The sequence below is a fragment of the Enterobacter sp. MEB024 genome, assembly GCF_030209635.1.
Classification (GTDB): Bacteria; Pseudomonadota; Gammaproteobacteria; order Enterobacterales; family Enterobacteriaceae; genus Enterobacter; species Enterobacter ludwigii.
The window spans coordinates 298,682-320,180 of sequence record NZ_JARVRQ010000003.1 but is presented as its reverse complement, the minus strand read 5'-3'; the positions used below and the strand labels follow the sequence as shown (position 1 = coordinate 320,180).

General features: G+C 44.6%; 21 protein-coding genes. 8 read left to right on the top strand and 13 right to left on the bottom strand.

Features of this window, described 5'->3' with window-relative positions; translation table 11 throughout:
• Positions 1–5: 5 nt before the first annotated feature.
• From hisD to hisIE, 7 genes are read left to right on the top strand one after another with little or no spacing between them, the layout of a single operon-like run.
• Complete coding sequence (gene hisD, locus QRN24_RS07670) at positions 6–1,310, top strand: histidinol dehydrogenase (RefSeq protein WP_106504322.1); 1,305 nt, start codon at positions 6–8, stop codon at positions 1,308–1,310.
• A complete protein-coding gene (gene hisC, locus QRN24_RS07665) occupies positions 1,307–2,368 on the top strand; it encodes a histidinol-phosphate transaminase (protein ID WP_284942591.1) in 1,062 nt (353 codons plus the stop codon). The genes hisD and hisC overlap by 4 nt, the downstream gene beginning before the upstream one ends.
• A complete protein-coding gene (hisB, locus tag QRN24_RS07660) occupies positions 2,365–3,432 on the top strand; it encodes a bifunctional histidinol-phosphatase/imidazoleglycerol-phosphate dehydratase HisB (RefSeq protein ID WP_228176594.1) in 1,068 nt (355 codons plus the stop codon). The genes hisC and hisB overlap by 4 nt, the downstream gene beginning before the upstream one ends.
• Positions 3,432–4,022: an imidazole glycerol phosphate synthase subunit HisH gene (gene hisH, locus QRN24_RS07655; protein ID WP_284942590.1), complete on the top strand. Its 591-nt coding sequence runs from the start codon at positions 3,432–3,434 to the stop codon at positions 4,020–4,022. Before hisB ends, hisH begins: the two co-directional genes overlap by 1 nt.
• The gene (hisA, locus tag QRN24_RS07650) at positions 4,022–4,759 is read left to right on the top strand and encodes a 1-(5-phosphoribosyl)-5-[(5-phosphoribosylamino)methylideneamino]imidazole-4-carboxamide isomerase (RefSeq protein ID WP_025203708.1); all 738 of its coding nucleotides are present in this window, start codon (positions 4,022–4,024) and stop codon (positions 4,757–4,759) included. Before hisH ends, hisA begins: the two co-directional genes overlap by 1 nt.
• The gene (hisF, locus tag QRN24_RS07645) at positions 4,741–5,517 is read left to right on the top strand and encodes an imidazole glycerol phosphate synthase subunit HisF (RefSeq protein ID WP_078774582.1); all 777 of its coding nucleotides are present in this window, start codon (positions 4,741–4,743) and stop codon (positions 5,515–5,517) included. Before hisA ends, hisF begins: the two co-directional genes overlap by 19 nt.
• Positions 5,511–6,122, top strand: coding sequence for a bifunctional phosphoribosyl-AMP cyclohydrolase/phosphoribosyl-ATP diphosphatase HisIE (gene hisIE, locus QRN24_RS07640; protein ID WP_284942589.1), 612 nt, complete (start codon positions 5,511–5,513; stop codon positions 6,120–6,122). Before hisF ends, hisIE begins: the two co-directional genes overlap by 7 nt.
• Positions 6,123–6,193: 71 nt before the next feature.
• Here the strand turns inward: hisIE and tnpA are convergent, their stop codons facing one another.
• Positions 6,194–6,628: an IS200/IS605 family transposase gene (gene tnpA / locus QRN24_RS07635; protein WP_284942635.1), complete on the bottom strand. Its 435-nt coding sequence runs from the start codon at positions 6,626–6,628 to the stop codon at positions 6,194–6,196.
• Between the two features lie 165 nt (positions 6,629–6,793).
• A complete protein-coding gene (gene wzzB / locus QRN24_RS07630) occupies positions 6,794–7,774 on the bottom strand; it encodes an LPS O-antigen chain length determinant protein WzzB (RefSeq protein ID WP_284942588.1) in 981 nt (326 codons plus the stop codon).
• A gap of 193 nt (positions 7,775–7,967) precedes the next feature.
• Between wzzB and QRN24_RS07625 the strand changes: the two genes are divergently transcribed.
• Positions 7,968–8,972: an NAD-dependent epimerase gene (locus QRN24_RS07625; RefSeq protein ID WP_284942587.1), complete on the top strand. Its 1,005-nt coding sequence runs from the start codon at positions 7,968–7,970 to the stop codon at positions 8,970–8,972.
• A 53-nt stretch (positions 8,973–9,025) separates the two neighbouring features.
• Here QRN24_RS07625 and ugd read toward each other — a convergent pair whose 3' ends face one another.
• The 11 genes from ugd to QRN24_RS07570 form a co-directional block, all read right to left on the bottom strand.
• Entirely contained in the window at positions 9,026–10,192 is a 1,167-nt protein-coding gene (gene ugd / locus QRN24_RS07620; protein WP_284942586.1) for a UDP-glucose 6-dehydrogenase, read from the bottom strand.
• A gap of 239 nt (positions 10,193–10,431) precedes the next feature.
• Positions 10,432–11,313, bottom strand: coding sequence for a glucose-1-phosphate thymidylyltransferase RfbA (gene rfbA, locus QRN24_RS07615; RefSeq protein WP_284942584.1), 882 nt, complete (start codon positions 11,311–11,313; stop codon positions 10,432–10,434).
• Complete coding sequence (gene rfbB, locus QRN24_RS07610; protein ID WP_284942582.1) at positions 11,313–12,398, bottom strand: dTDP-glucose 4,6-dehydratase; 1,086 nt, start codon at positions 12,396–12,398, stop codon at positions 11,313–11,315. Before rfbB ends, rfbA begins: the two co-directional genes overlap by 1 nt.
• A gap of 91 nt (positions 12,399–12,489) precedes the next feature.
• Positions 12,490–13,896 (bottom strand): NADP-dependent phosphogluconate dehydrogenase, encoded by a 1,407-nt coding sequence (gene gnd / locus QRN24_RS07605; protein ID WP_023325612.1) that lies wholly within the window; start codon positions 13,894–13,896, stop codon positions 12,490–12,492.
• Positions 13,897–14,049: 153 nt separating this feature from the next.
• The gene (gene galE, locus QRN24_RS07600; RefSeq protein WP_284942579.1) at positions 14,050–15,060 is read right to left on the bottom strand and encodes a UDP-glucose 4-epimerase GalE; all 1,011 of its coding nucleotides are present in this window, start codon (positions 15,058–15,060) and stop codon (positions 14,050–14,052) included.
• Between the two features lie 11 nt (positions 15,061–15,071).
• Positions 15,072–16,511, bottom strand: a complete 1,440-nt coding sequence (locus QRN24_RS07595) for a hypothetical protein (RefSeq protein WP_284942577.1) — start codon at positions 16,509–16,511, stop codon at positions 15,072–15,074.
• Positions 16,501–17,436 carry a polysaccharide pyruvyl transferase family protein gene (locus QRN24_RS07590; RefSeq protein WP_284942575.1) on the bottom strand — a complete coding sequence of 312 codons (936 nt, stop codon included), beginning with the start codon at positions 17,434–17,436 and terminating at the stop codon, positions 16,501–16,503. The genes QRN24_RS07595 and QRN24_RS07590 overlap by 11 nt, the downstream gene beginning before the upstream one ends.
• Entirely contained in the window at positions 17,433–18,320 is an 888-nt protein-coding gene (locus QRN24_RS07585; protein WP_284942573.1) for a glycosyltransferase family 2 protein, read from the bottom strand. Before QRN24_RS07585 ends, QRN24_RS07590 begins: the two co-directional genes overlap by 4 nt.
• Positions 18,317–19,363 (bottom strand): glycosyltransferase family 4 protein, encoded by a 1,047-nt coding sequence (locus tag QRN24_RS07580; RefSeq protein WP_284942571.1) that lies wholly within the window; start codon positions 19,361–19,363, stop codon positions 18,317–18,319. Before QRN24_RS07580 ends, QRN24_RS07585 begins: the two co-directional genes overlap by 4 nt.
• Positions 19,350–20,444 (bottom strand): O-antigen ligase family protein, encoded by a 1,095-nt coding sequence (locus QRN24_RS07575; protein WP_284942569.1) that lies wholly within the window; start codon positions 20,442–20,444, stop codon positions 19,350–19,352. The genes QRN24_RS07580 and QRN24_RS07575 overlap by 14 nt, the downstream gene beginning before the upstream one ends.
• Positions 20,437–21,498 (bottom strand): glycosyltransferase family 4 protein, encoded by a 1,062-nt coding sequence (locus QRN24_RS07570; RefSeq protein WP_284942567.1) that lies wholly within the window; start codon positions 21,496–21,498, stop codon positions 20,437–20,439. The genes QRN24_RS07575 and QRN24_RS07570 overlap by 8 nt, the downstream gene beginning before the upstream one ends.
• Position 21,499 lies beyond the last annotated feature (1 nt).

Sequence of the window (21,499 nt, the reverse complement as noted above, 5' to 3'; positions counted from 1 at the left end):
TGGCCATGAGCTTTAACACAATCATCAACTGGAACGATTGTTCGCAAGAACAACAGCGCGCGCTGCTGATGCGTCCGGCGATTTCCGCCTCAGAAAGCATTACCCGCACCGTGGCCGAGATCCTTGATAACGTCAAAGCCCGTGGCGACGATGCGCTGCGGGAATACAGCGCAAAGTTTGATAAAACCGAGGTTGGCGCTTTAAAGGTAACCGAACAGGAAATCACGGACGCGGAAAGCCGCCTCGGTGACGAGATCAAACAGGCGATGGCCGTCGCGGTGAAAAACATTGATACCTTCCACACCGCGCAGATATTGCAGGCGGTCGATGTGGAAACCGTGCCCGGCGTACGCTGCCAGCAGGTCACGCGTCCGGTTGCGTCGGTGGGGCTTTACATCCCCGGTGGTTCCGCCCCGCTGTTCTCTACCGTATTAATGCTGGCAACCCCGGCACGCATCGCCGGTTGTCAGAAAGTAGTACTGTGCTCGCCGCCTCCGATTGCCGATGAAATTCTCTATGCGGCAAAACTGTGTGGCGTACAGGCGGTGTATAAAGTGGGGGGTGCACAGGCAATTTCCGCGCTGGCGTTTGGTACCGAATCCATTCCTAAAGTGGACAAAATTTTTGGCCCGGGCAACGCGTATGTGACCGAAGCAAAGCGTCAGGTCAGCCAGCGTCTGGACGGTGCCGCAATTGATATGCCTGCCGGTCCTTCGGAGGTGCTGGTGATTGCCGACAGCGGTGCAACGCCGGACTTCGTCGCCTCCGATCTGTTATCCCAGGCAGAACATGGCCCGGACTCACAGGTTATTTTGCTGACGCCGGAAGCGGATATGGCAAGACGCGTGGGTGAAGCCGTTGAACGTCAGCTTGCCGACCTGCCGCGCGCCGACACGGCACGCCAGGCACTCTCAGCAAGCCGCCTGATTGTGGCGCGCGATCTGGCGCAGTGCATTGCCATCTCCAACCAGTACGGCCCGGAACACCTGATTATCCAGACCCGCAATGCGCGCGATCTGGTTGACAGCATTACCAGCGCAGGTTCGGTCTTCCTTGGCGACTGGTCACCGGAATCCGCCGGCGATTACGCTTCCGGCACCAACCACGTTCTGCCAACCTACGGCTATACATCAACCTGTTCGAGCCTCGGGCTGGCGGATTTCCAGAAACGCATGACCGTACAGGAGCTGTCCCGCGAGGGGTTTGCCTCTCTGGCCTCCACCATTGAGACCCTGGCCGCCGCCGAACGTCTGACCGCCCACAAAAACGCCGTTACGCTGCGCGTTGCAGCCCTGAAGGAGCAAGCATGAGCATTGAAGAATTAGCCCGCGAAAATGTCCGTCGCCTGACGCCTTATCAGTCTGCTCGTCGTTTGGGTGGCAACGGTGATGTCTGGCTGAACGCCAACGAATATCCGACGGCCGTACAGTTCGAGCTGTCGCAGCAAACGCTGAACCGCTATCCGGAATGCCAGCCGAAAGCGGTTATCAAAAATTACGCCCGGTATGCAGGCGTAAAGCCTGAGCAGGTGCTGGTCAGCAGGGGGGCAGATGAAGGCATTGAACTGCTGATCCGAGCCTTCTGCGAACCGGGTAAAGACGCGGTGATGTACTGCCAGCCAACCTACGGAATGTACAGCGTCAGCGCAGAAACTTTTGGCGTGGCGTGCCGTAACGTGCTTTCGCTGGAAGACTGGCAGCTCGATCTGCAGGGGATTGCCGACAATCTTGACGGCGTGAAAGTGGTGTTCGTCTGCAGTCCAAATAACCCGACCGGGCAGATTATCAACCCGCAGGACATTCGAACCCTGCTGGAGATGACGCGCGGTAAAGCGCTGGTGGTGGCTGACGAAGCCTATATTGAGTTCTGCCCGCAGGCGACGCTGACAGGCTGGCTCGAGGAGTACCCGCACCTGGTTGTACTGCGTACGCTGTCAAAAGCTTTCGCTCTCGCTGGCCTGCGCTGCGGCTTTACGCTGGCCAATAAAGAAGTCATCGACCTGCTGATGAAAGTGATTGCGCCATATCCACTCTCTACGCCGGTTGCCGACATTGCGGCGCAGGCTTTGGCCCCTCAGGGGATCAAGGCGATGCGCGAACGCGTGGCACAAATCCTTGAAGAACGGCAGTATCTGGTCACTGCCCTGAAAGATATTCCCTGCGTGGAGCAGGTATTCGACTCTGAAACCAACTACATCCTGGTACGCTTTACCGCGTCGAGTGCCGTATTTAAATCTTTATGGGATCAGGGCATTATCTTACGAGACCAAAATAAACAACCATCCTTAAGCGGCTGTTTGCGTATTACCGTAGGCACCCGTGCAGAGAGTCAGCGCGTGATTGACGCCCTGAAAGCGGAGAAAGTATGAGCCAGAAGACCCTCTTTATCGATCGTGACGGTACCCTTATTTCGGAGCCGCCAACCGATTTTCAGGTCGATCGTTTCGACAAACTGGCTTTTGAACCCGATGTAATCCCGGTACTGCTCAAGCTGCAGAAAGCCGGCTATAAGCTGGTGATGATCACGAACCAGGACGGGCTGGGTACCGACAGTTTCCCGCAGGCGGATTTTGACGGCCCGCATAACCTGATGATGCAGGTGCTGACCTCTCAGGGCGTTAAATTTGATGAGGTGCTGATCTGCCCACACCTGCCTGCCGATGAATGTGACTGCCGCAAGCCGAAGGTTAAGCTGGTCGAACGCTACCTGACGGATGACGTGCTGGATAAAGCCAATAGCTATGTCATTGGCGATCGCATGACCGATATTACGCTGGCGGAGAACATGGGTATCTCCGGGCTGCGCTATGACCGTTCCACCCTTAACTGGGCAAAAATTGGTGATCAACTGACCCAGCGTGACCGCTACTCGCACGTTGAGCGCAACACCAAAGAGACGCAAATCGACGTTAAGGTCTGGTTGGATCGTGAAGGCGGCAGCAAGATCCACACCGGTGTGGGTTTCTTTGACCATATGCTGGACCAGATCGCGACCCATGGTGGTTTCCGCATGGAGATCGCCGTGAAAGGCGATTTGTATATCGACGATCACCACACCGTGGAAGATACCGGCCTGGCGCTGGGTGAAGCGCTGAAGCTGGCACTCGGCGACAAACGCGGCATCAACCGTTTTGGTTTTGTGCTGCCGATGGACGAGTGCCTGGCGCGCTGCGCAATGGATATCTCCGGGCGCCCACACCTGGAATACAAAGCGGATTTCACCTACCAGCGCGTGGGCGACCTCAGCACCGAAATGGTTGAACACTTCTTCCGTTCATTGTCCTACACCATGGGCCTGACGTTGCACCTCAAGACCAAGGGCAAGAACGACCACCACCGCGTGGAAAGCCTGTTCAAAGCCTTTGGCCGTACCCTTCGCCAGGCGATTCGTGTGGAAGGTGACGCCCTGCCCTCATCGAAAGGAGTGCTGTAATGAATGTGGTGATTCTGGATACCGGATGCGCCAATCTGAACTCCGTAAAATCGGCAATTGCCCGCCACGGTTATGCACCGGACGTGAGTCGCGACCCGGACGTCGTACTGCGCGCCGATAAACTTTTTCTGCCCGGCGTAGGGACAGCGCAGGCGGCGATGGATCAGATCCACGAGCGTGAGCTGGTGAGTCTCATCAAAGCCTGTACTCAACCGGTGCTGGGAATTTGTCTGGGCATGCAACTCTTGGGCCGACGCAGTGAAGAGAGCAACGGCGTTGATCTGCTCGGGATTATCGACGAAGACGTGCCGAAAATGACCGATCACGGTCTGCCTCTGCCGCACATGGGCTGGAACCGTGTTTATGCCAAAGCCGGTGACAGACTGTTTCGCGGCATTGAAGAAGGGGCCTATTTTTACTTCGTGCACAGCTACGCCATGCCGGTAAATCCGTACACCATTGCCCAGTGCAATTACGGCGAAGCATTTACCGCGGCGGTGCAGAAAGATAACTTCTTCGGCGTGCAGTTTCACCCGGAACGTTCGGGTGCCGCAGGCGCACAGTTGCTGAAAAACTTCCTGGAGATGTAATGATTATTCCCGCTTTAGATTTAATCGACGGCACGGTTGTCCGTCTCCATCAGGGCGATTACGGGCAGCAACGCGACTACGGTAACGACCCCTTGCCACGTCTGCAGGATTATGCCGCCCAGGGCGCGCAGGTGCTGCACCTGGTGGATTTGACTGGCGCAAAAGATCCGACAAAACGTCAAATCCCACTTCTTAAAAAACTGGTGGCCGGCGTGGATGTGCCCGTCCAGGTAGGCGGTGGCGTGCGTACGGAAGATGACGTTGCGGCGCTGCTGGACGCTGGCGTGGCGCGTGTGGTCGTCGGCTCGACTGCCGTTAACGATCCTGAAAAGGTTAAAGCCTGGTTCCGCCGCTTTGGCGCTGACGCGCTGGTGCTGGCGCTGGATGTTCGTATCGACGAACAGGGTAACAAGCAGGTTGCAGTCAGCGGCTGGCAGGAAAATTCCGGGGTGACGCTGGAAGAGCTGGTTGAGAGGTATCTGCCCGTTGGCCTGAAGCACGTGCTGTGCACCGATATCTCCCGCGACGGCACGCTGGCAGGCTCTAACGTTTCTTTATACCAAGAAGTCTGCGCACGTTATCCGCAGGTGGCCTTCCAGTCGTCGGGCGGTATTGGTGATATCACTGATATTGCCGCGCTGCGCGGAACGGGCGTACAGGGCGTGATTGTGGGCCGGGCCCTGCTGGAAGGTAAATTTACTGTGACGGAGGCGATTCAATGCTGGCAAAACGGATAATCCCTTGCCTGGACGTACGTGACGGCCAGGTAGTGAAAGGCGTGCAATTCCGCAACCACGAAATCATTGGCGATATCGTCCCGCTGGCAAAACGCTACGCTGAAGAAGGCGCAGATGAGCTGGTGTTTTACGATATCACCGCCTCCAGCGATGGCCGCGTCGTGGATAAAAGCTGGGTGGCGCGCGTGGCAGAAGTGATTGATATTCCCTTCTGCGTGGCAGGCGGGATTAAATCTGCGGAAGACGCGGCAAAAATCCTCTCCTTTGGTGCCGATAAGATTTCCATTAACTCCCCTGCTTTGGCAGACCCGGAGCTGATTACCCGTCTGGCCGATCGCTTTGGCGTACAGTGTATTGTCGTGGGGATTGACACCTGGTATGACGCCGCAACGGGTAAATACCATGTCAACCAGTACACCGGCGACGAAAGCCGGACCCGCGTAACCCAATGGGAAACGCTGGACTGGGTGCAGGAAGTCCAGAAACGTGGCGCTGGCGAAATTGTGCTGAACATGATGAACCAGGACGGCGTGCGTAACGGCTATGACCTGGAGCAGCTGAAAAAAGTCCGCGCGGTCTGCCACGTACCGCTGATTGCTTCCGGCGGTGCAGGCACCATGGAACACTTTCTGGAAGCCTTCCGCGATGCAAACGTTGACGGCGCGCTGGCGGCCTCCGTGTTCCACAAACAGATTATCAATATTGGTGAGTTAAAAACGTACCTGGCCGACCAGGGCGTGGAGATCAGGATATGTTAACAGAGCAACAACAGGCACAGCTGGACTGGGAAAAAACTGACGGATTACTGCCGGTGGTTGTACAGCATGCCGTCTCAGGTGAAGTGCTGATGCTGGGATATATGAACCAGGACGCGCTGGCAAAAACGCTCCACAGCGGTAAGGTCACCTTTTTCTCGCGCACCAAACAGCGCCTGTGGACCAAAGGGGAAACCTCTGGCCATTTCCTGAATGTGGTCAGCATTACGCCGGACTGCGATAACGATACGCTTCTGGTACTGGCGAATCCGATCGGCCCAACCTGCCACAAGGGCACCAGCAGCTGCTTCGGCGACGCAAGCCACCAGTGGCTGTTCCTGTATCAGCTGGAACAGATACTCGCTGAGCGTAAAACAGCGGATCCTGAAAGTTCGTATACGGCGAAACTCTACGCCAGCGGAACCAAACGTATCGCACAAAAGGTGGGGGAAGAAGGCGTTGAGACAGCGCTGGCCGCGACCGTACATGACCGCGAGGAACTGACGAACGAGGCGTCGGATTTGATGTATCACCTGCTGGTACTGCTGCAGGATCAGGAGCTTGATTTAACGGCGGTGATTGAGAATTTACGTAAGAGACATAAGTAAAAGACCACCTTCTTAGAAGGTGGCTTTTGAGAATGCCCCCTGTAAGGGGGGCTACTATCACTTTCCACTAACTACTCAAACAATTCCATCAACTGTTCATGTGTCTGTTCCGTTTTCTCCTGATGCCGCACATATCGTCTGATTATTTCTTCATTTACCCCCACCGTATCTACAAAGTATCCGCGGGACCAAAAATGATTGCCCCATAGCTTCTTCCTTATGTGCGGAAAACGATTGTAGAGCCTGATAGCGCCGCGGCCTTTCAGATGCCCCATCAGAGTGGATATAGAGATTTTCGGTGGGACAATGACAACAAGATGTACATGATCTGGCTGAACATTTAGCTCCAGAACCTCACAATCTTTGATTCCGCAGAGAATGTAGATTGTCCTGTAAAGTTCTTTACCCAGCTTATCTTTCAGGATCCTGAAACGGCACTTCGGCGTCCAGACTATGTGGTATTTACAACGCCAATATACATGTGATGAACTCCTGTAAAGCCCCATGTCGGTTTGTCTCCTTTTACTTGTGGTGAGTAAGCAAAGATATTCCGACATGGGCATTCTTCAGGCTAGAGCCTTACAGGAACAATCACCACCTCCCCAGGAGGTGGTTTAGGGATGACAATAAAAAAGCCGGAGATAATCTCCGGCTTTTTTATCTGATGAGAATCACGCTTTTGGCTTGTAGTTCCGCAATGCGTTGCGACCCAACACCACACCCGAACCAATAATCCCGCCAAGAAGTACGGCAAGGATCAGAGTGATAGCCTTTTTCGGACTGTCACGTCGAACTGGGAGATTCGGTTTCATTACATAGCGATAGACGTGGATAGTGTCTGGATTCACATTTAGTTTTTCAATATCCAGCAAGTTCTGCTTAGTCTGATAGTACGCTCCAGAGAACACCAGTGGACGTGACGCTTCGTTTTCAATCATCGATTTCAACGCTTCGCTGCCCAGCAGGAACATGGTTTCCTGCGTTACGTCCTGAGTTTGCTGAATCTGTGGAGACGTGATTTTCGCTGCCTCTGCGTTCTTCAGCGCTTCAGTAATCTGTTTGATACGCAGATCTTTTTGCTCCTGAGAAACTTTCTCCTGGTTCTCCAGGGAGTCATTCAGGGTTGTGATCTGCTGCTTAATGTTATCTTTTAGGTCAAGCGCCAGTTCTTTCGCCGTCTGTTCATCAACCTGCTGAATATACTGGGCAAGCTGCTTTTGCGCAGCTTCGGCAGTTTCACCAACATAACTGACGGTCAATGGAAATGCTTGTCCCTTAACCGTGGAATCGATGGTTAGCTTTTCCGAAATTTCCTGATTTTCAAGCGCCTGCGCTAATGCTGAAAAAGATGAATTAAAACGACCGATTGCACGGGTCTGGATATCCAAAATTGACGGTGCGGCACCACCATAAAGGATGTTCAATGCATTTGCATACGTTGCAATCTGCGCGGCATCCGGCTGGGCAATGATGGCGGACGATGTCCATTTCTCTTTTGCTACGGTAATGTAGATCCCAGCCAATATGATAAATACAGCAACAAAAGCTCCAACAACCCACTTCCCACGCCACAGTTGCAGCACTAAATCAAGTAAATCAATTTGCTCCGGGTCATTACTTCTGCTGACCAGGTTATTGTCGTTCTGCGTCATACAATCCCTAACAGATGATAAAGGGCAAAAATAAACATGTTCACATAGTGTATCTGTTGCTACGGATTTTTCTATAAGAATCCGATGAGTTAAATCGGAAAGATGGGTTATGTAACTGGCATCCGCCGCGCTATGATAGACGCAACGTGATGCGTGATGGCATCAGTAAGAACACATATTTATGAGGGAAGGTATGAAATTTCTGGTAACGGGTGCAGCAGGCTTTATCGGCGCAAATGTCAGCAAACGACTCCTGGATGCCGGTCATCAGGTCGTCGGTATTGATAACCTGAATGACTACTATGATGTCAATCTTAAGCTGGCACGTCTGGATCTGCTGACATCTGATAATTTCGCCTTCCACAAGCTTGACCTGGCCGACCGTGAAGGCATGGCCGCACTGTTCGCCCGTGAGAAATTTGATCGCGTCATCCACCTGGCCGCTCAGGCAGGTGTACGCTACTCGCTTGAAAATCCTCATGCCTATGCAGATGCCAATCTGGTAGGGCACCTCAACGTGCTGGAAGGCTGTCGCCATCACAAGGTACAGCATCTTCTGTATGCGTCTTCCAGCTCCGTTTACGGCCTTAATCGCAAGATGCCTTTTTCGACTGACGACTCGGTCGATCATCCCGTCTCACTTTATGCTGCGACCAAAAAAGCCAACGAGCTGATGTCGCACACTTACTCGCATCTCTATAACCTGCCAACAACTGGCCTGCGTTTCTTTACCGTGTACGGTCCGTGGGGACGCCCGGACATGGCGCTGTTCAAGTTCACCAAAGCGATGATTGAAGGCAAGAGTATCGATGTCTACAACTACGGCAAGATGAAGCGTGACTTCACCTACATCGATGATATCGCTGAAGCGATCATCCGCCTGCAGGATGTGATCCCTCAGGCTGATGCGAACTGGACCGTTGAGACCGGTTCGCCAGCGACCAGCTCCGCGCCGTATCGCGTCTACAACATCGGTAACAGCTCGCCTGTCGAATTGATGGATTACATTACCGCGCTGGAAGATGCGTTAGGTAAAAAGGCAGAAAAAAACATGATGCCCATCCAGCCCGGTGACGTGCTGGAAACCAGCGCCGATACGAAGGCGTTGTATGACGTCATTGGATTTAAACCGCATACCTCGGTAAAAGACGGAGTGAAGAACTTTGTCGACTGGTACCGTAATTTCTATAAGGTTTAATACAAAAAAACCCGGCGCATGAGCCGGGTTTTTTATGTGCGGTAGAAAGGAGATTAGTCGCTACCAAACAGATCGCGGGTATAAACCTTATCCGCCACATCTGCCAGCTCTTCCGCCATACGGTTCGAGATAATCACATCCGCTTCTTTCTTGAAAGCGTCCAGATCGCGAACCACACGGGAGTGGAAGAACTCGTCTTCCTGCATCGCTGGTTCATAGATAATGACCTGCACGCCTTTCGCCTTAATACGCTTCATGATCCCCTGAATGGAAGAGGCGCGGAAGTTATCAGAACCGCTCTTCATGATCAGACGATAGACACCCACCACTTTTGGCTGACGCGCCAGAATGGAATCAGAAATGAAGTCTTTACGCGTGCGGTTGGCATCCACAATCGCGGAAATCAAATTGTTAGGCACCGCCTGATAGTTTGCCAGCAGCTGCTTGGTATCTTTTGGCAGGCAGTAACCGCCGTAGCCAAACGACGGGTTGTTGTAATGGTTACCAATACGCGGGTCGAGGCACACGCCTTCGATGATCTGGCGGGTATTCAGGCCCAGACTCTCGGCATAGCTGTCCAGCTCGTTGAAGTAAGCGACACGCATTGCCAGGTAGGTATTTGCGAACAGCTTGATCGCTTCGGCTTCGGTGGAATCGGTAAACAGCACCGGGATATCTTTCTTGATTGCGCCTTCCTGCAGCAATGCAGCAAAACGCTCCGCACGCTCAGAGCGCTCACCGATCACGATACGGGATGGGTGCAGGTTATCGTATAACGCCCTGCCCTCGCGCAGAAACTCTGGCGAGAAGAAGACATTATCAATACCCAGCTCTTCTTTGATTGATTTAGTAAAACCGACCGGAATGGTCGACTTAATGATCATCACTGCATTCGGATTAATCGCGATAACGTCTTTGATCACCGCTTCAACCGTCGAAGTGTTGAAATAGTTGGTTTTTGGATCGTAGTCTGTTGGGGTCGCAATGATGACAAAGTCCGCATCACGATAAGCATCTTCTTTATCGGTGGTAGCACGGAAATTCAGCGGTTTGTTCGCCAGATACTCTTCAATCTCTTTGTCGACGATCGGAGATTTCTTCTGATTCAGCATATCCACTTTGGCCTGCACGATATCCAGCGCAACCACTTCATGGTTCTGGGCAATCAGAATGCCATTAGAAAGACCGACATAGCCAGTTCCGGAGATAGTTATTTTCATTCGTTTGATTTCTTCAAGTTTGAGTTTCAGATGGCCTTTAAAAGACCACTACAATGAGTAACTGATGGTTTTTTATCGCTAATGATATTTCACTGTCAAGTTACCCAGATTTAGCGAAGAAGGTTTAATTCCAGCATCAAGCATTAAAAAACGCTGTGTAAAACACCTGTACTCCAGCAACGATGGGCAATTAAACGATTATCACAGCCAGTAACGAGCAAGCGGTAAGCTGAATCAAATCAGACTAATCCCTTAGTAAGATTGAGCAAATATTGGCCGTAACCAGTTTTTTTCAATGGTTCTGACAGTACCCTAAGTTGCCCTGCATCGATAAAACCTCTACGGAACGCGATCTCTTCAGGGCAAGATACTTTTAATCCCTGCCGTTCTTCAATCGTGGCAATAAAATTGCTGGCCTCAATCATACTTTGGTGTGTTCCGGTGTCCAGCCAGGCGTATCCTCGTCTCATCATTGCGACAGACAATCTGCCCTGTTGCATATAAAGACGGTTGATATCGGTGATTTCCAATTCACCCCTATCCGATGGGCTCAAACTTTTAGCCATCTCAATGACATCATTGTCATAAAAATAAAGACCGGTTATGGCGTAATTACTTTTGGGTTGTTGAGGTTTCTCCTCAAGGCCAATTACGGTCCCTTCTTTGTCAAATTCAACAACACCATAACGCTCCGGATCGCTGACATGATAGGCAAAAACGGTCGCCCCTTCTTCCTGACTTGCAGCCCCTTCAAGCAGTCGCGGAAGGTCATGTCCATAGAAAATGTTATCCCCTAACACCAGAGCACAGTTGTCGTTTCCGATAAACTCTTCGCCAAGGATAAAGGCCTGAGCAAGCCCGTCGGGGCTCGGTTGCACTTTATACTGCAGACGCAGCCCCCACTGGCTACCATCACCCAGCAGTTGCTCAAAACGCGGCGTATCCTGTGGCGTGCTGATAATAAGGATGTCCCTGATGCCAGCAAGCATCAGTGTTGATAGCGGATAATAGATCATCGGCTTATCGTAAATCGGCAACAATTGTTTACTTACCGCCATCGTGACGGGGTAAAGACGTGTGCCAGATCCGCCAGCTAAAATGATACCTTTACGCTTAATCATTACTTACGTTCCCCATAATTCTGATCAATCCAGCTTTTATAGGCGCCACTTTTAACATTAGAAACCCATTTCTGATTGTTCAAATACCACTCAACGGTTTTGCGAATACCACTTTCAAAGGTTTCAAGCGGTTTCCAGCCCAGTTCGGCACTGATTTTGTGAGCGTCGATCGCGTAACGGCGGTCGTGCCCTGGACGGTCAGTAACATAAGTAATTTGTTCCCGATAGGATCGTTCCTTGGGCACGATTTCATCCAGCAGATCGCATATGGTGTGTACAACCTCGATATTTTTCTTCTCGTTGTACCCGCCAATATTATACGTTTGCCCCACGACACCCGTTGTCAGAACGGTATAAAGTGCACGCGCATGATCTTCCACGTATAACCAGTCGCGGATCTGATCGCCCTTACCGTAAATGGGTAAGGGTTTACTTTCCAGAGCATTCAGGATGACAAGTGGAATGAGTTTTTCCGGAAAATGGTAAGGCCCATAGTTATTGGAACAGTTTGTCACAATTCCCGGCAGACCGTAGGTACGTATCCACGCGCGCACTAAATGATCGCTGGAAGCTTTCGATGCTGAGTAAGGGCTACTTGGTGCATATGCCGTTTTTTCAGTAAAGAGTGGCAACGGAGTAGCTTCATGATATTCGTCTGGATGAGGCAAATCACCATATACTTCATCAGTTGAAATGTGATGAAAACGAAATGCAGATCTTGCTGCTCCGTTCAGTGACGACCAGTAAGAACGGCTGACCTCTAACAAAACATAGGTGCCAAGAATATTGGTTTCAATGAATTCAGCCGGTCCAGTAATAGAACGGTCAACATGGCTTTCAGCTGCCAAATGCATCACCGCGTCAGGCTGATGAGTGGCAAATATACGTTCTATGGCATTTTTATCGCATATATCAGCATGCTCAAAAACGTAACGTTCACTATCACTTACTTCACGCAAGGATTCCAGGTTACCGGCATAGGTTAATTTATCAACGTTAACAACGCTATCCTGAGTATTGCTAATAATATGTCGTATAACCGCGGAGCCAATAAACCCGGCACCGCCAGTAACTAGAATTTTCACGCAGTCTATTCCGTTAAAGTGAGTTGAGTGGATTTTACAAGATAAAAAAGCCCGGTATCGCTACCGGGCTTTATGGAATGGCAGAATCAGATTAATCCAACCATTCTGTGTGGAACACGCCTTCTTTATCAGTGCGCTTGTAGGTATGCGCGCCAAAATAGTCGCGCTGCGCCTGAATCAGGTTCGCAGGCAGAACGGCAGCGCGGTAGCTGTCGTAGTACGCCACTGCTGCGGAGAAGGTTGGTACTGGTATACCGTTCTGAACGGCATAAGCAACCACATCGCGCAACGCCTGCTGGTATTCGTCAGCGATCTTCTTGAAGTATGGCGCCAGCAGAAGGTTAGCAATACCCGCGTTTTCCGCATAAGCATCGGTAATTTTCTGCAGGAATTGTGCACGAATGATGCAACCTGCGCGGAAGATCTTCGCGATCTCACCGTAGTTCAGATCCCAGTTGTTCTCGTCTGACGCGGCACGCAGCTGAGAGAAGCCCTGCGCGTAAGAGACGATTTTACCCAGGTACAGAGCTCGGCGAACTTTCTCGACGAATTCAGCTTTATCACCCGCGGGTTTAGCCTGTGGGCCAGACAACACTTTGGATGCCGCAACACGCTGTTCTTTCAGGGAAGAGATGTAACGCGCAAAGACGGATTCGGTGATCAGAGACAGCGGTTCACCAAGATCCAGAGAGCTCTGGCTGGTCCATTTACCGGTACCTTTGTTCGCAGCTTCGTCCAGAATCACATCAACCAGGTATTTACCCTCTTCATCTTTCTTAGTGAAGATATCTTTGGTGATGTCAATCAGGTAGCTGTTCAGTTCGCCTTTGTTCCACTCGGTAAAGGTTTCAGCCAGTTCTTCGTTAGAGAGGTTCAGGCCGCCTTTCAGCAGGGAGTAAGCTTCTGCGATGAGCTGCATGTCACCGTATTCGATGCCGTTGTGAACCATCTTCACGTAATGGCCTGCACCGTCCGGACCAATATAGGTCACACACGGCTCGCCATCTTCCGCAACCGCAGCGATTTTTGTCAGGATTGGCGCAACCAGTTCGTACGCCTCTTTCTGACCACCAGGCATGATAGATGGGCCTTTCAGTGCGCCCTCTTCACCACCGGAAACACCGGTACCGATGAAGTTGAAACCTTCAGCAGACAGTTCACGGTTGCGACGAATGGTGTCCTGGAAGAAGGTGTTACCGCCATCAATGATGATGTCACCTTTTTCGAGGTAAGGCTTCAGGGAGTCGATAGCTGCATCAGTACCCGCGCCCGCTTTCACCATTAACAGGATACGACGAGGCGTTTCCAGGGACTCAACAAACTCTTTCACCGTATAGAACGGAACCAGTTTTTTGCCCGGGTTTTCGGCAATCACTTCTTCGGTCTTATCACGGGAGCGGTTGAAAACGGAGACGGTATAACCACGGCTTTCGATGTTGAGCGCCAGGTTGCGCCCCATCACTGCCATACCGACAACGCCGATCTGTTGCTTGGACATTACATACTCCTGTCAGGTCTTATCAAGAAGATTATACGTTTCCAGTAAAAGTTTACAATAACGCAAAAGAATTCTTTTTCCTACTAATAGCTTAAAATAATGATTTGATGCACTCTCGGCATGAAATATATATTCCTTGGTAAAAGCATTGTTTTATTTAGCAATGGTACTTTTCATTTCCCAACGCCATGCATCTAAGAGCATTTCCTTGAGATTTCTTTTTGCCTGCCAATCTAGTTTTTGGTAAGCTAAAATTGGGTTTGACCAGCATTCCCCCACATCACCCGGCCTGCGTTCTACGTATTTATAATTGATTTTCTTGCCTGAAATAGATTCAAATGTTTTAATTAACTCGAGAACAGAATAACCTACTCCAGTGCCAAGATTAAATACGTTGAAATTATCTAACGTATCATTTTTATCTATTACAGCAGCATGTCCTTCAGCTAAGTCCATTACGTGAATAAAGTCTCTTACCCCCGTCCCATCTTTAGTATTATAATCTTGCCCAAATATCGACAGACAATCTAATTCGCCTGCTGCTACTTTTGCAAGATAAGGAACTAGATTATTAGGTATACCTGTTGGCTTTTCACCTATAAGAGCAGAAGGATGCGCACCGATTGGATTAAAATAGCGAAGTAATGTTATTTTCATCCTCGGGTATGCTTTAAGCGCATCTTTTAGCATAATTTCAGCAACAAACTTAGTATTACCATAGGGGTTAGTTATATCTCCAGTTCTACAGTCTTCATTCAACGGGATTGTTTCGGGGTTACCATAAACGGTTGCTGAAGAACTAAAAATTAAACTTGAGACATTTGAAGCAATCATAACCTTCAATAAATTGAAAGTACCGATAACATTTACTTCATAATAATTCAGTGGATTAGAGGATGATTCCCCAACAGATTTCAACCCCGCAAAATGTATTACATGTGATATATTACCCGCACGGAAAACTTGTTTCAAATCATTTACGTCGCGAACATCACCTTTAACAAAAGAAAAGTTGGCATTGGTAATTTCTTTTATTCTGTCAACCATCTCAATATTAGAATTTGAAAGATTATCAAAAATGATTATATCATAACCCTTCTCTATCAGAGTCACTGCTGTATGAGAACCAATATATCCTAAACCGCCAGTAAGAAGAATAGTCATCCGAAACACTCCTAAGGTGTTAACTTCTCGTTCAATAACACTTTAAAATCTCTGAACATTTTTAACAAAGGCAGGGAAAGAACTGCCAAAATTATTACTGAGATGCTTAAAGAAAGCATTTCATTAGTAACTGCTTTTCTTATAGAAGTGGTTAATATGAAAATCACTAATACCATTAAAAATGAAAAAATAATGAGCGAAAAAAACTTTAATACGCCTATTTTTGATGAAATATAAAAAAACAATAGACAAATTATATTTTTTAAAAGTAGGAAGCTATAAATTATAGTAAAAACAATAATATATGTAATATCTTCAAAAAAGAAGTTATAAATAACCACGAGAAACAAAGACATCACAGAAAATAACACGGTCATTTTTGCAGGGAAAGAAAAAAAACCCCAACCCGCAAGGAATATATTGGTAAGAGATAAAATGGATACACTCATCATAAAATAACAAATATAATCAAAATTATTCAGGATGTTTAGGTTCACACCTTCTCCTAACCATGTTTTAAAAATCAAATATTTATACTGCGCTAATAAAACAAAAGCTGTTCCAATGAAAAATGAATAAAAAAGGAAACACTTAAACAGCACATTACCCACTGTTTTAGTATCATCTTTTGATAGAACAGCAAACTTTACGACAAAACTTGAAATGCTATTTTGCGCAACCGAACCTATGGTTTTAAAGAGGAGAGGTAACTGTATCAGCAAGGAATACACCCCCCCCAAAAAATGCCCTAATAATACATTCACCATAACAATATCAGCAAAAGAAAAAAGGTATGCCCCTCCTTGATTAATACATACCCATAGTGAATTTTTCATATTATCGTTTAACTTGACCTTCGAAATGATAAATATTTTATTGGAAGGATAAAAGAACATCAACACAAACAAAATAACTAACGCCGATACAAACATCGCAATAGCATTAGCACTTATATCTTTAATGAAAAACATAACGATTGCCAAACAGATGATATTTCTTACAATAGTTCGGCCAGAATCAATTAACGAGTTAACATAAATTTTATTTTTTGAAAATGGGATTAATGTATAGGATTGAGACTTGATAATTATAGCACACGACATAAAGGCTATCGAATAGTACCAAAACACAGTGTCATTTTTATTTAAAGCATAAAACCCTATGCCAACGCAACACAGAATAGATAACAGTGACAACCAAGAAAGTAGGTTATTAAGCTCAGCCATAACTGAAGATTTAGAGCAAAGTGATTCATTATTGCTATAAGCCCTTGAATAAACGGTTGTCAGTGCACCTCCTATAAAGAAAAGAGATTGTAATGCAGCATTCGTATTTGAAATTACGCCAAGCCCTTCATAATTAAAATACGAAATAAAAAAAGGTGTCATGAAAACACTAAACAGAGAAACTATCCCAAATGATGCTAAAGGGATTAATAGATTAGCTAACATTTAAATATCTCAACTCATGCGGATGATGTGTCATTATATATTCTTCAATCTTCGGGGAATAGTTATATATCTCAAAGTGTTGCATTGAATTACGAGCTAAGATATATGAATGAAACCTGGTGCATAATGCAAAATCACTCTCCTGCCAACTCTTTATAAATCCGCTTACATCGCCTTTATATATCTCAGTTTTAATTCTTAAATTTAAATCAATTATATCATATTTTGCAAATTCTAAAAATTGCAATACAGCTTTCTCATCTGACTCATTTCCTGAATCAAAAGCATAGAAAATAAAATCTTTGACGTGATGTGAAGAGTGAATTTTTTTTATTTTATTTAACAACCAACTAAAATAATGCGCCTTGTCAATTTTGGAGTTATTTATTATTGAAACGGCACAATAATTTTTTTTATTATGTTGGAAACTAATGGATTTATCTGCCAAATCTAATGACAACTCGACCACTTCACTTTTTAGTCCAAAATGTCCGACAAAAAGATCATATGATTTTTTATCACGCACCCTTATTGAATCAACCTTTCTGAAAATGCGTCTTAAAATAAAATTTAACACCTTACTGTCATTTTTATTGATGTTACACCCTATAATGCGAATTTTTTTATTCAACATTTTAGCAATGTTAACAAGTACATATAGCTTACAGTAATGTCTTAACCAATTATCACCTTGTTGGAACATAGAACCACCAACTATATCTAACTCATCACAAAAAAGAAACGACTTCAGTTTACCTGACTTTCCTGAGAAACTAATATTTTGATTGTTAGCGTATGGAGTGAAAAGATGAGAATTATTCATCAGTAAAATTACATTATCAAGATCATAATCATTGATAAACTGGTGTATTAACCAATCGTCGCCAAAATTAAGGTCGAAATATCCGAGAACCAAATTTTTCATTTAAACTTCCTTTTTAATATTAGTATGATTTTAATGATGATATATGGTATATAGCCGATCATCTTATATAGTCTCAATCCCTTATCTTTATTATTGGCAAGAAAACTTCTCACTTCATTATAGTCACCATTTACTAAACAACTTCTTAGATAATCTTTTTTATGTAAAAGAAGGAAATCTAAAAAACATTGTTCATTTGAAATTAGCTCTGAATCATCCCTAAGTAACTTAATTAAAGTTTTTTTCTTTTTCATCGCTCCAGATGCTTCAATAACATATTTGGATGCAACTTTATTCCTAAAGTACACCCTCCCACCCCTCAGTATTATTTTTGACCAAGCATATATATCCTCACCCAACCACTCCCCCGGAGGAAATGTTTCCGATGAATCGTTTATACATATTTTGTTCATAATTACAGATGACGAGCAAAATGGTGGTCCAAATTTCAAATAAAGTTCAAAATAATTAACATATCCTTCTGGATAATCTAAAGGCACATTTGGTTTATTATTTATCTGATAGTTATATCCCAATAATGCAAAATCACCATTGATCTTATCAACTGTTTCATTTGCATCCAATAAGTATCCATCAAATAATACATCATCAGCATCCAAAAATATAATGAATGCACCTCTTGACTTTTCAATTCCACGATTTCGCGCAATAGATACCCCTGCATTGTCGTATCTGTATAATTTTATCCTCTCCGAGGTTCGGGCAAGAGAAGATACAATGTCAAGAGAGTTGTCAGTAGAACCATCATCAATTACAACAATTTCATAATCATTAAAATCTTGTTTTAGGATGCTATTTAGGGTTTCTCTAATATTACGCTCTTTATTATACAAAGGTATAACAATGCTAAATTTTATGTTCATTTAATAATTTCTAAAAATTTTTGAGCAAAAGATGAAATGTGGTGACTATCTGCGAAAAATTTTAATTTCTCATTAGATTGATGTTTAGCGACTTCATCTTTTATGAATAACTCAAGATACCTTTGCATTTCGTTGTGCGGAAGTACCTTTCCTACCTTGTAGTAATTATTTATGTACGGGATACTTCCAAGTGGTGGTGAAACGAAATCAACATTTCTCGTTGCAGCATCAAGTAACACTGTGGGTAATCCTTCAGTTTTACTGGTTATGATAATTAATTTTGCTTTCTCATAATACGCAAGGATTTCATCCCGTTCAAGGAATCCTTTAAATTCAATTAAATCATTTAATTTTTTTCTATTTATAAGTTCAACAACCTCGGAGGTCAAATTGCCATCACCAATCATCACCGCTTTAAAATAAAGCCCTTTTTCACGTAAACCACACATGATATTAACAAAAAGATGAGGTTGCTTTTCGACATCAAATCTACCAACATAAATAAAATCGATGTCTTTAATTGTAAGGCTAGTTTCCTGCCACTTGTTAACAGTAAAATTACCAATATATCGACTTTTTTTACCTAATATTTTTTCATTTTCTCTATTTACACTCAGTATTAATTTGGAACCCGATCTAATGAAAAAAGCACGAATAACTGGATAACTCAACTTTACAAATTTTGATTTTATATTAGTATTGAAAATGCTCATGTGTATCAACGAATATACTGTCCATCCGTGCATTCTTAATATGAGAGATAACATAGATAATGTTATATCATTTAATACTATTTTTGCTTTTCTATCTGGATCATGCTTTTTAAGTATTTTCACAAGCTTAGCGAAATTTTTGAGTTTATATGACCATGTATCTATTCGGGGTATTTCAAGGTTTCTGTCATAAATTGAATCTGATGACATAACGCAAGATTCTATACCTCTGCGCTTTAGCTCTTTATCCAACTCATAAAGATAAACTTGACCACCACCAAAAACTCCATGTGACCCAGATATGAAAATTATCTTTTCAGTAATGCTCATTTTTACTTTCACCTCCGTTTGAAATGATATTCAGTGCAAGCGGTATTAAAATCGGAGTAAAAATTAGACCAAATGAGAGGCTAGCAATACCCAAACTCAACACATGATATTTCGTTCTTTTATTAATCATACAACAATATAATATCGAAAGAATAACTAAACAAAAACCAAATAATCCAGTTTCCAATAGTAGTGTGTTATATAAATTATGGGCTGCAATCCCCCAATGATCACGTGTATTATCTAAACCCCAACCAAAAAATATTTGGAGCAAATCAGCTTCCGAAAATGTTTTCAAGAACTTATGAATCAACATAAATTTAGACTCAAAACTTTGGTCCGAAGAATGGCTGACTATATTTAGTAACGCATATAATATTGGTAAAAACAACATCATAACAATCACTAGTTTAGAGCGGAAATTTAAACGCGAGCGATTAAATATGATTATAAGCTCTACTAGAGCGCAAGAAATAATGGCAGCGCGAGAAAATGTTAGAACCAAAATAACAATTAATAAGCATATCGTTATTTTTTGATATTTAAAGAGATTAATGTTATTCCGTACCAAAAAATATATCGATAATGCAAAAAGCCCTACAAAATTACTATCCTGGAAAAGAAAACTGTGTTTATAGCCATAAAATATGAAATCAACATGCCCTTGCTCTTGTATTTTTTCAAGATATTCTTCACGCGGGTAAGCAAAGCGGAGAATAGTATCAATAGATAGAAGAGCAATGGAAAATCTTACTGTTTTAGATATTATACGGTTCGCATGTTCTACAGTTAAGTTTCCGCGCAGGGACACTAAAAGTAAAAATGTCAATATTCCTATAAAATAATAACTCCAAACATTAACTTTTGAGTATATGAGCAGAATAAAAAAGTAAGAAATATTAAGAAAAAACAATACAAATGTATTTACGTCTATTTTTCTTATGCTACAAATCGTAAAAAAAACCACCCCGAGTAAGAAAGACAAATAATACGGGGCAGGGAAAAACCCGTAAATATAAAAGCCACACGGCACACTCCAAAAATAATAAAACCGATAGAAATTATTTTGTTTATTAATCATCTAGATATGCCTTTAAGTATCCCTTAACGAATTGTTCTGCGTTAAACTTTTCATCAACAATTTTTCTCAACTCTGTATAGTTGAATGCATCAGCTTTCATTATTGCTTCAACTAACTCCAAATTATTGTCTAAATCGAAATAGAGACAATTGTCCCCAAACAATTCCTTGAAAGTATTAATGCGGCTACAAATTAATTTACAGCCTGTCTGAATTGCCTCAATAGCCGCCAATCCAAAACCTTCAGAGATTGAAGGCATTGCATAAATATCAATAAGTCTCATATAAGCATGGACTTCATTAGTTTTATCAAAAAGAATCACGTTTTGAATATTATTGTCGTTGATTATTTTATTTAAATGTTGCTTATATGGCCCGTCGCCCACGATGATAACTATATAGTCATCACTTAAATTACGTGCGCTATTTATAAGATATTGAAGCCCTTTTCTTTCAGTAATTACCGCACAAGAACCTATTATTTTTTTTCCATTCTCTTTTAATTTTTTTAGAATATCAATTTGCTTAATATCTTTAACTGATGCCTCAGATAACATAGGACGTTCTACAGTATTGTACACATAAGTCCATTTGCCTGTTTTAAATACGTTGAGTTGATCATAGCTGGATAGCATACTTTTACTGATACAAACTTTAGTTTGTATTAATGTCCATGATAGCATCCATGCTAACTTCATTATATTTGCTTTCAAAAATCCGTATTCATTATTCAGGTCTGAAAAAATATTATTGTGGATGGTGCTCACTGTATTTGCATTTCTTTTCCTTCTCCATGTATATAGACATGATAATGCATTTATCATATCCGGCAATAAAGAATGAGAATGCACAACATCATATTCATATAATGAAAAGAACGTTTGTGAACTGAACTTGATATAATTTATATTATGGTGTTTGAATGCGTTACCCTTATTTTTTAAATAAATAACATCTACGTTGTTAAATTTCGCACTTAATTTTTTTGCTAGTTCGATAGCAACTATAACCGGCCCTTTTTTTTCTAGGCTATTTACTATGATAGCAATTTTCATA

Coding starts and splice junctions, on each gene's coding strand:
- hisD (WP_106504322.1), top strand. CDS start 6: ATGAGCTTTAACACAATCATCAACTGGAACGATTGTTCGCAAGAACAA.
- hisC (WP_284942591.1), top strand. CDS start 1,307: ATGAGCATTGAAGAATTAGCCCGCGAAAATGTCCGTCGCCTGACGCCT.
- hisB (WP_228176594.1), top strand. CDS start 2,365: ATGAGCCAGAAGACCCTCTTTATCGATCGTGACGGTACCCTTATTTCG.
- hisH (WP_284942590.1), top strand. CDS start 3,432: ATGAATGTGGTGATTCTGGATACCGGATGCGCCAATCTGAACTCCGTA.
- hisA (WP_025203708.1), top strand. CDS start 4,022: ATGATTATTCCCGCTTTAGATTTAATCGACGGCACGGTTGTCCGTCTC.
- hisF (WP_078774582.1), top strand. CDS start 4,741: ATGCTGGCAAAACGGATAATCCCTTGCCTGGACGTACGTGACGGCCAG.
- hisIE (WP_284942589.1), top strand. CDS start 5,511: ATGTTAACAGAGCAACAACAGGCACAGCTGGACTGGGAAAAAACTGAC.
- tnpA (WP_284942635.1), bottom strand. CDS start 6,628: ATGGGGCTTTACAGGAGTTCATCACATGTATATTGGCGTTGTAAATAC.
- wzzB (WP_284942588.1), bottom strand. CDS start 7,774: ATGACGCAGAACGACAATAACCTGGTCAGCAGAAGTAATGACCCGGAG.
- QRN24_RS07625 (WP_284942587.1), top strand. CDS start 7,968: ATGAAATTTCTGGTAACGGGTGCAGCAGGCTTTATCGGCGCAAATGTC.
- ugd (WP_284942586.1), bottom strand. CDS start 10,192: ATGAAAATAACTATCTCCGGAACTGGCTATGTCGGTCTTTCTAATGGC.
- rfbA (WP_284942584.1), bottom strand. CDS start 11,313: ATGATTAAGCGTAAAGGTATCATTTTAGCTGGCGGATCTGGCACACGT.
- gnd (WP_023325612.1), bottom strand. CDS start 13,896: ATGTCCAAGCAACAGATCGGCGTTGTCGGTATGGCAGTGATGGGGCGC.
- galE (WP_284942579.1), bottom strand. CDS start 15,060: ATGACTATTCTTCTTACTGGCGGTTTAGGATATATTGGTTCTCATACA.
- QRN24_RS07595 (WP_284942577.1), bottom strand. CDS start 16,511: ATGTTAGCTAATCTATTAATCCCTTTAGCATCATTTGGGATAGTTTCT.
- QRN24_RS07590 (WP_284942575.1), bottom strand. CDS start 17,436: ATGAAAAATTTGGTTCTCGGATATTTCGACCTTAATTTTGGCGACGAT.
- QRN24_RS07585 (WP_284942573.1), bottom strand. CDS start 18,320: ATGAACATAAAATTTAGCATTGTTATACCTTTGTATAATAAAGAGCGT.
- QRN24_RS07580 (WP_284942571.1), bottom strand. CDS start 19,363: ATGAGCATTACTGAAAAGATAATTTTCATATCTGGGTCACATGGAGTT.
- QRN24_RS07575 (WP_284942569.1), bottom strand. CDS start 20,444: ATGATTAATAAACAAAATAATTTCTATCGGTTTTATTATTTTTGGAGT.
- QRN24_RS07570 (WP_284942567.1), bottom strand. CDS start 21,498: ATGAAAATTGCTATCATAGTAAATAGCCTAGAAAAAAAAGGGCCGGTT.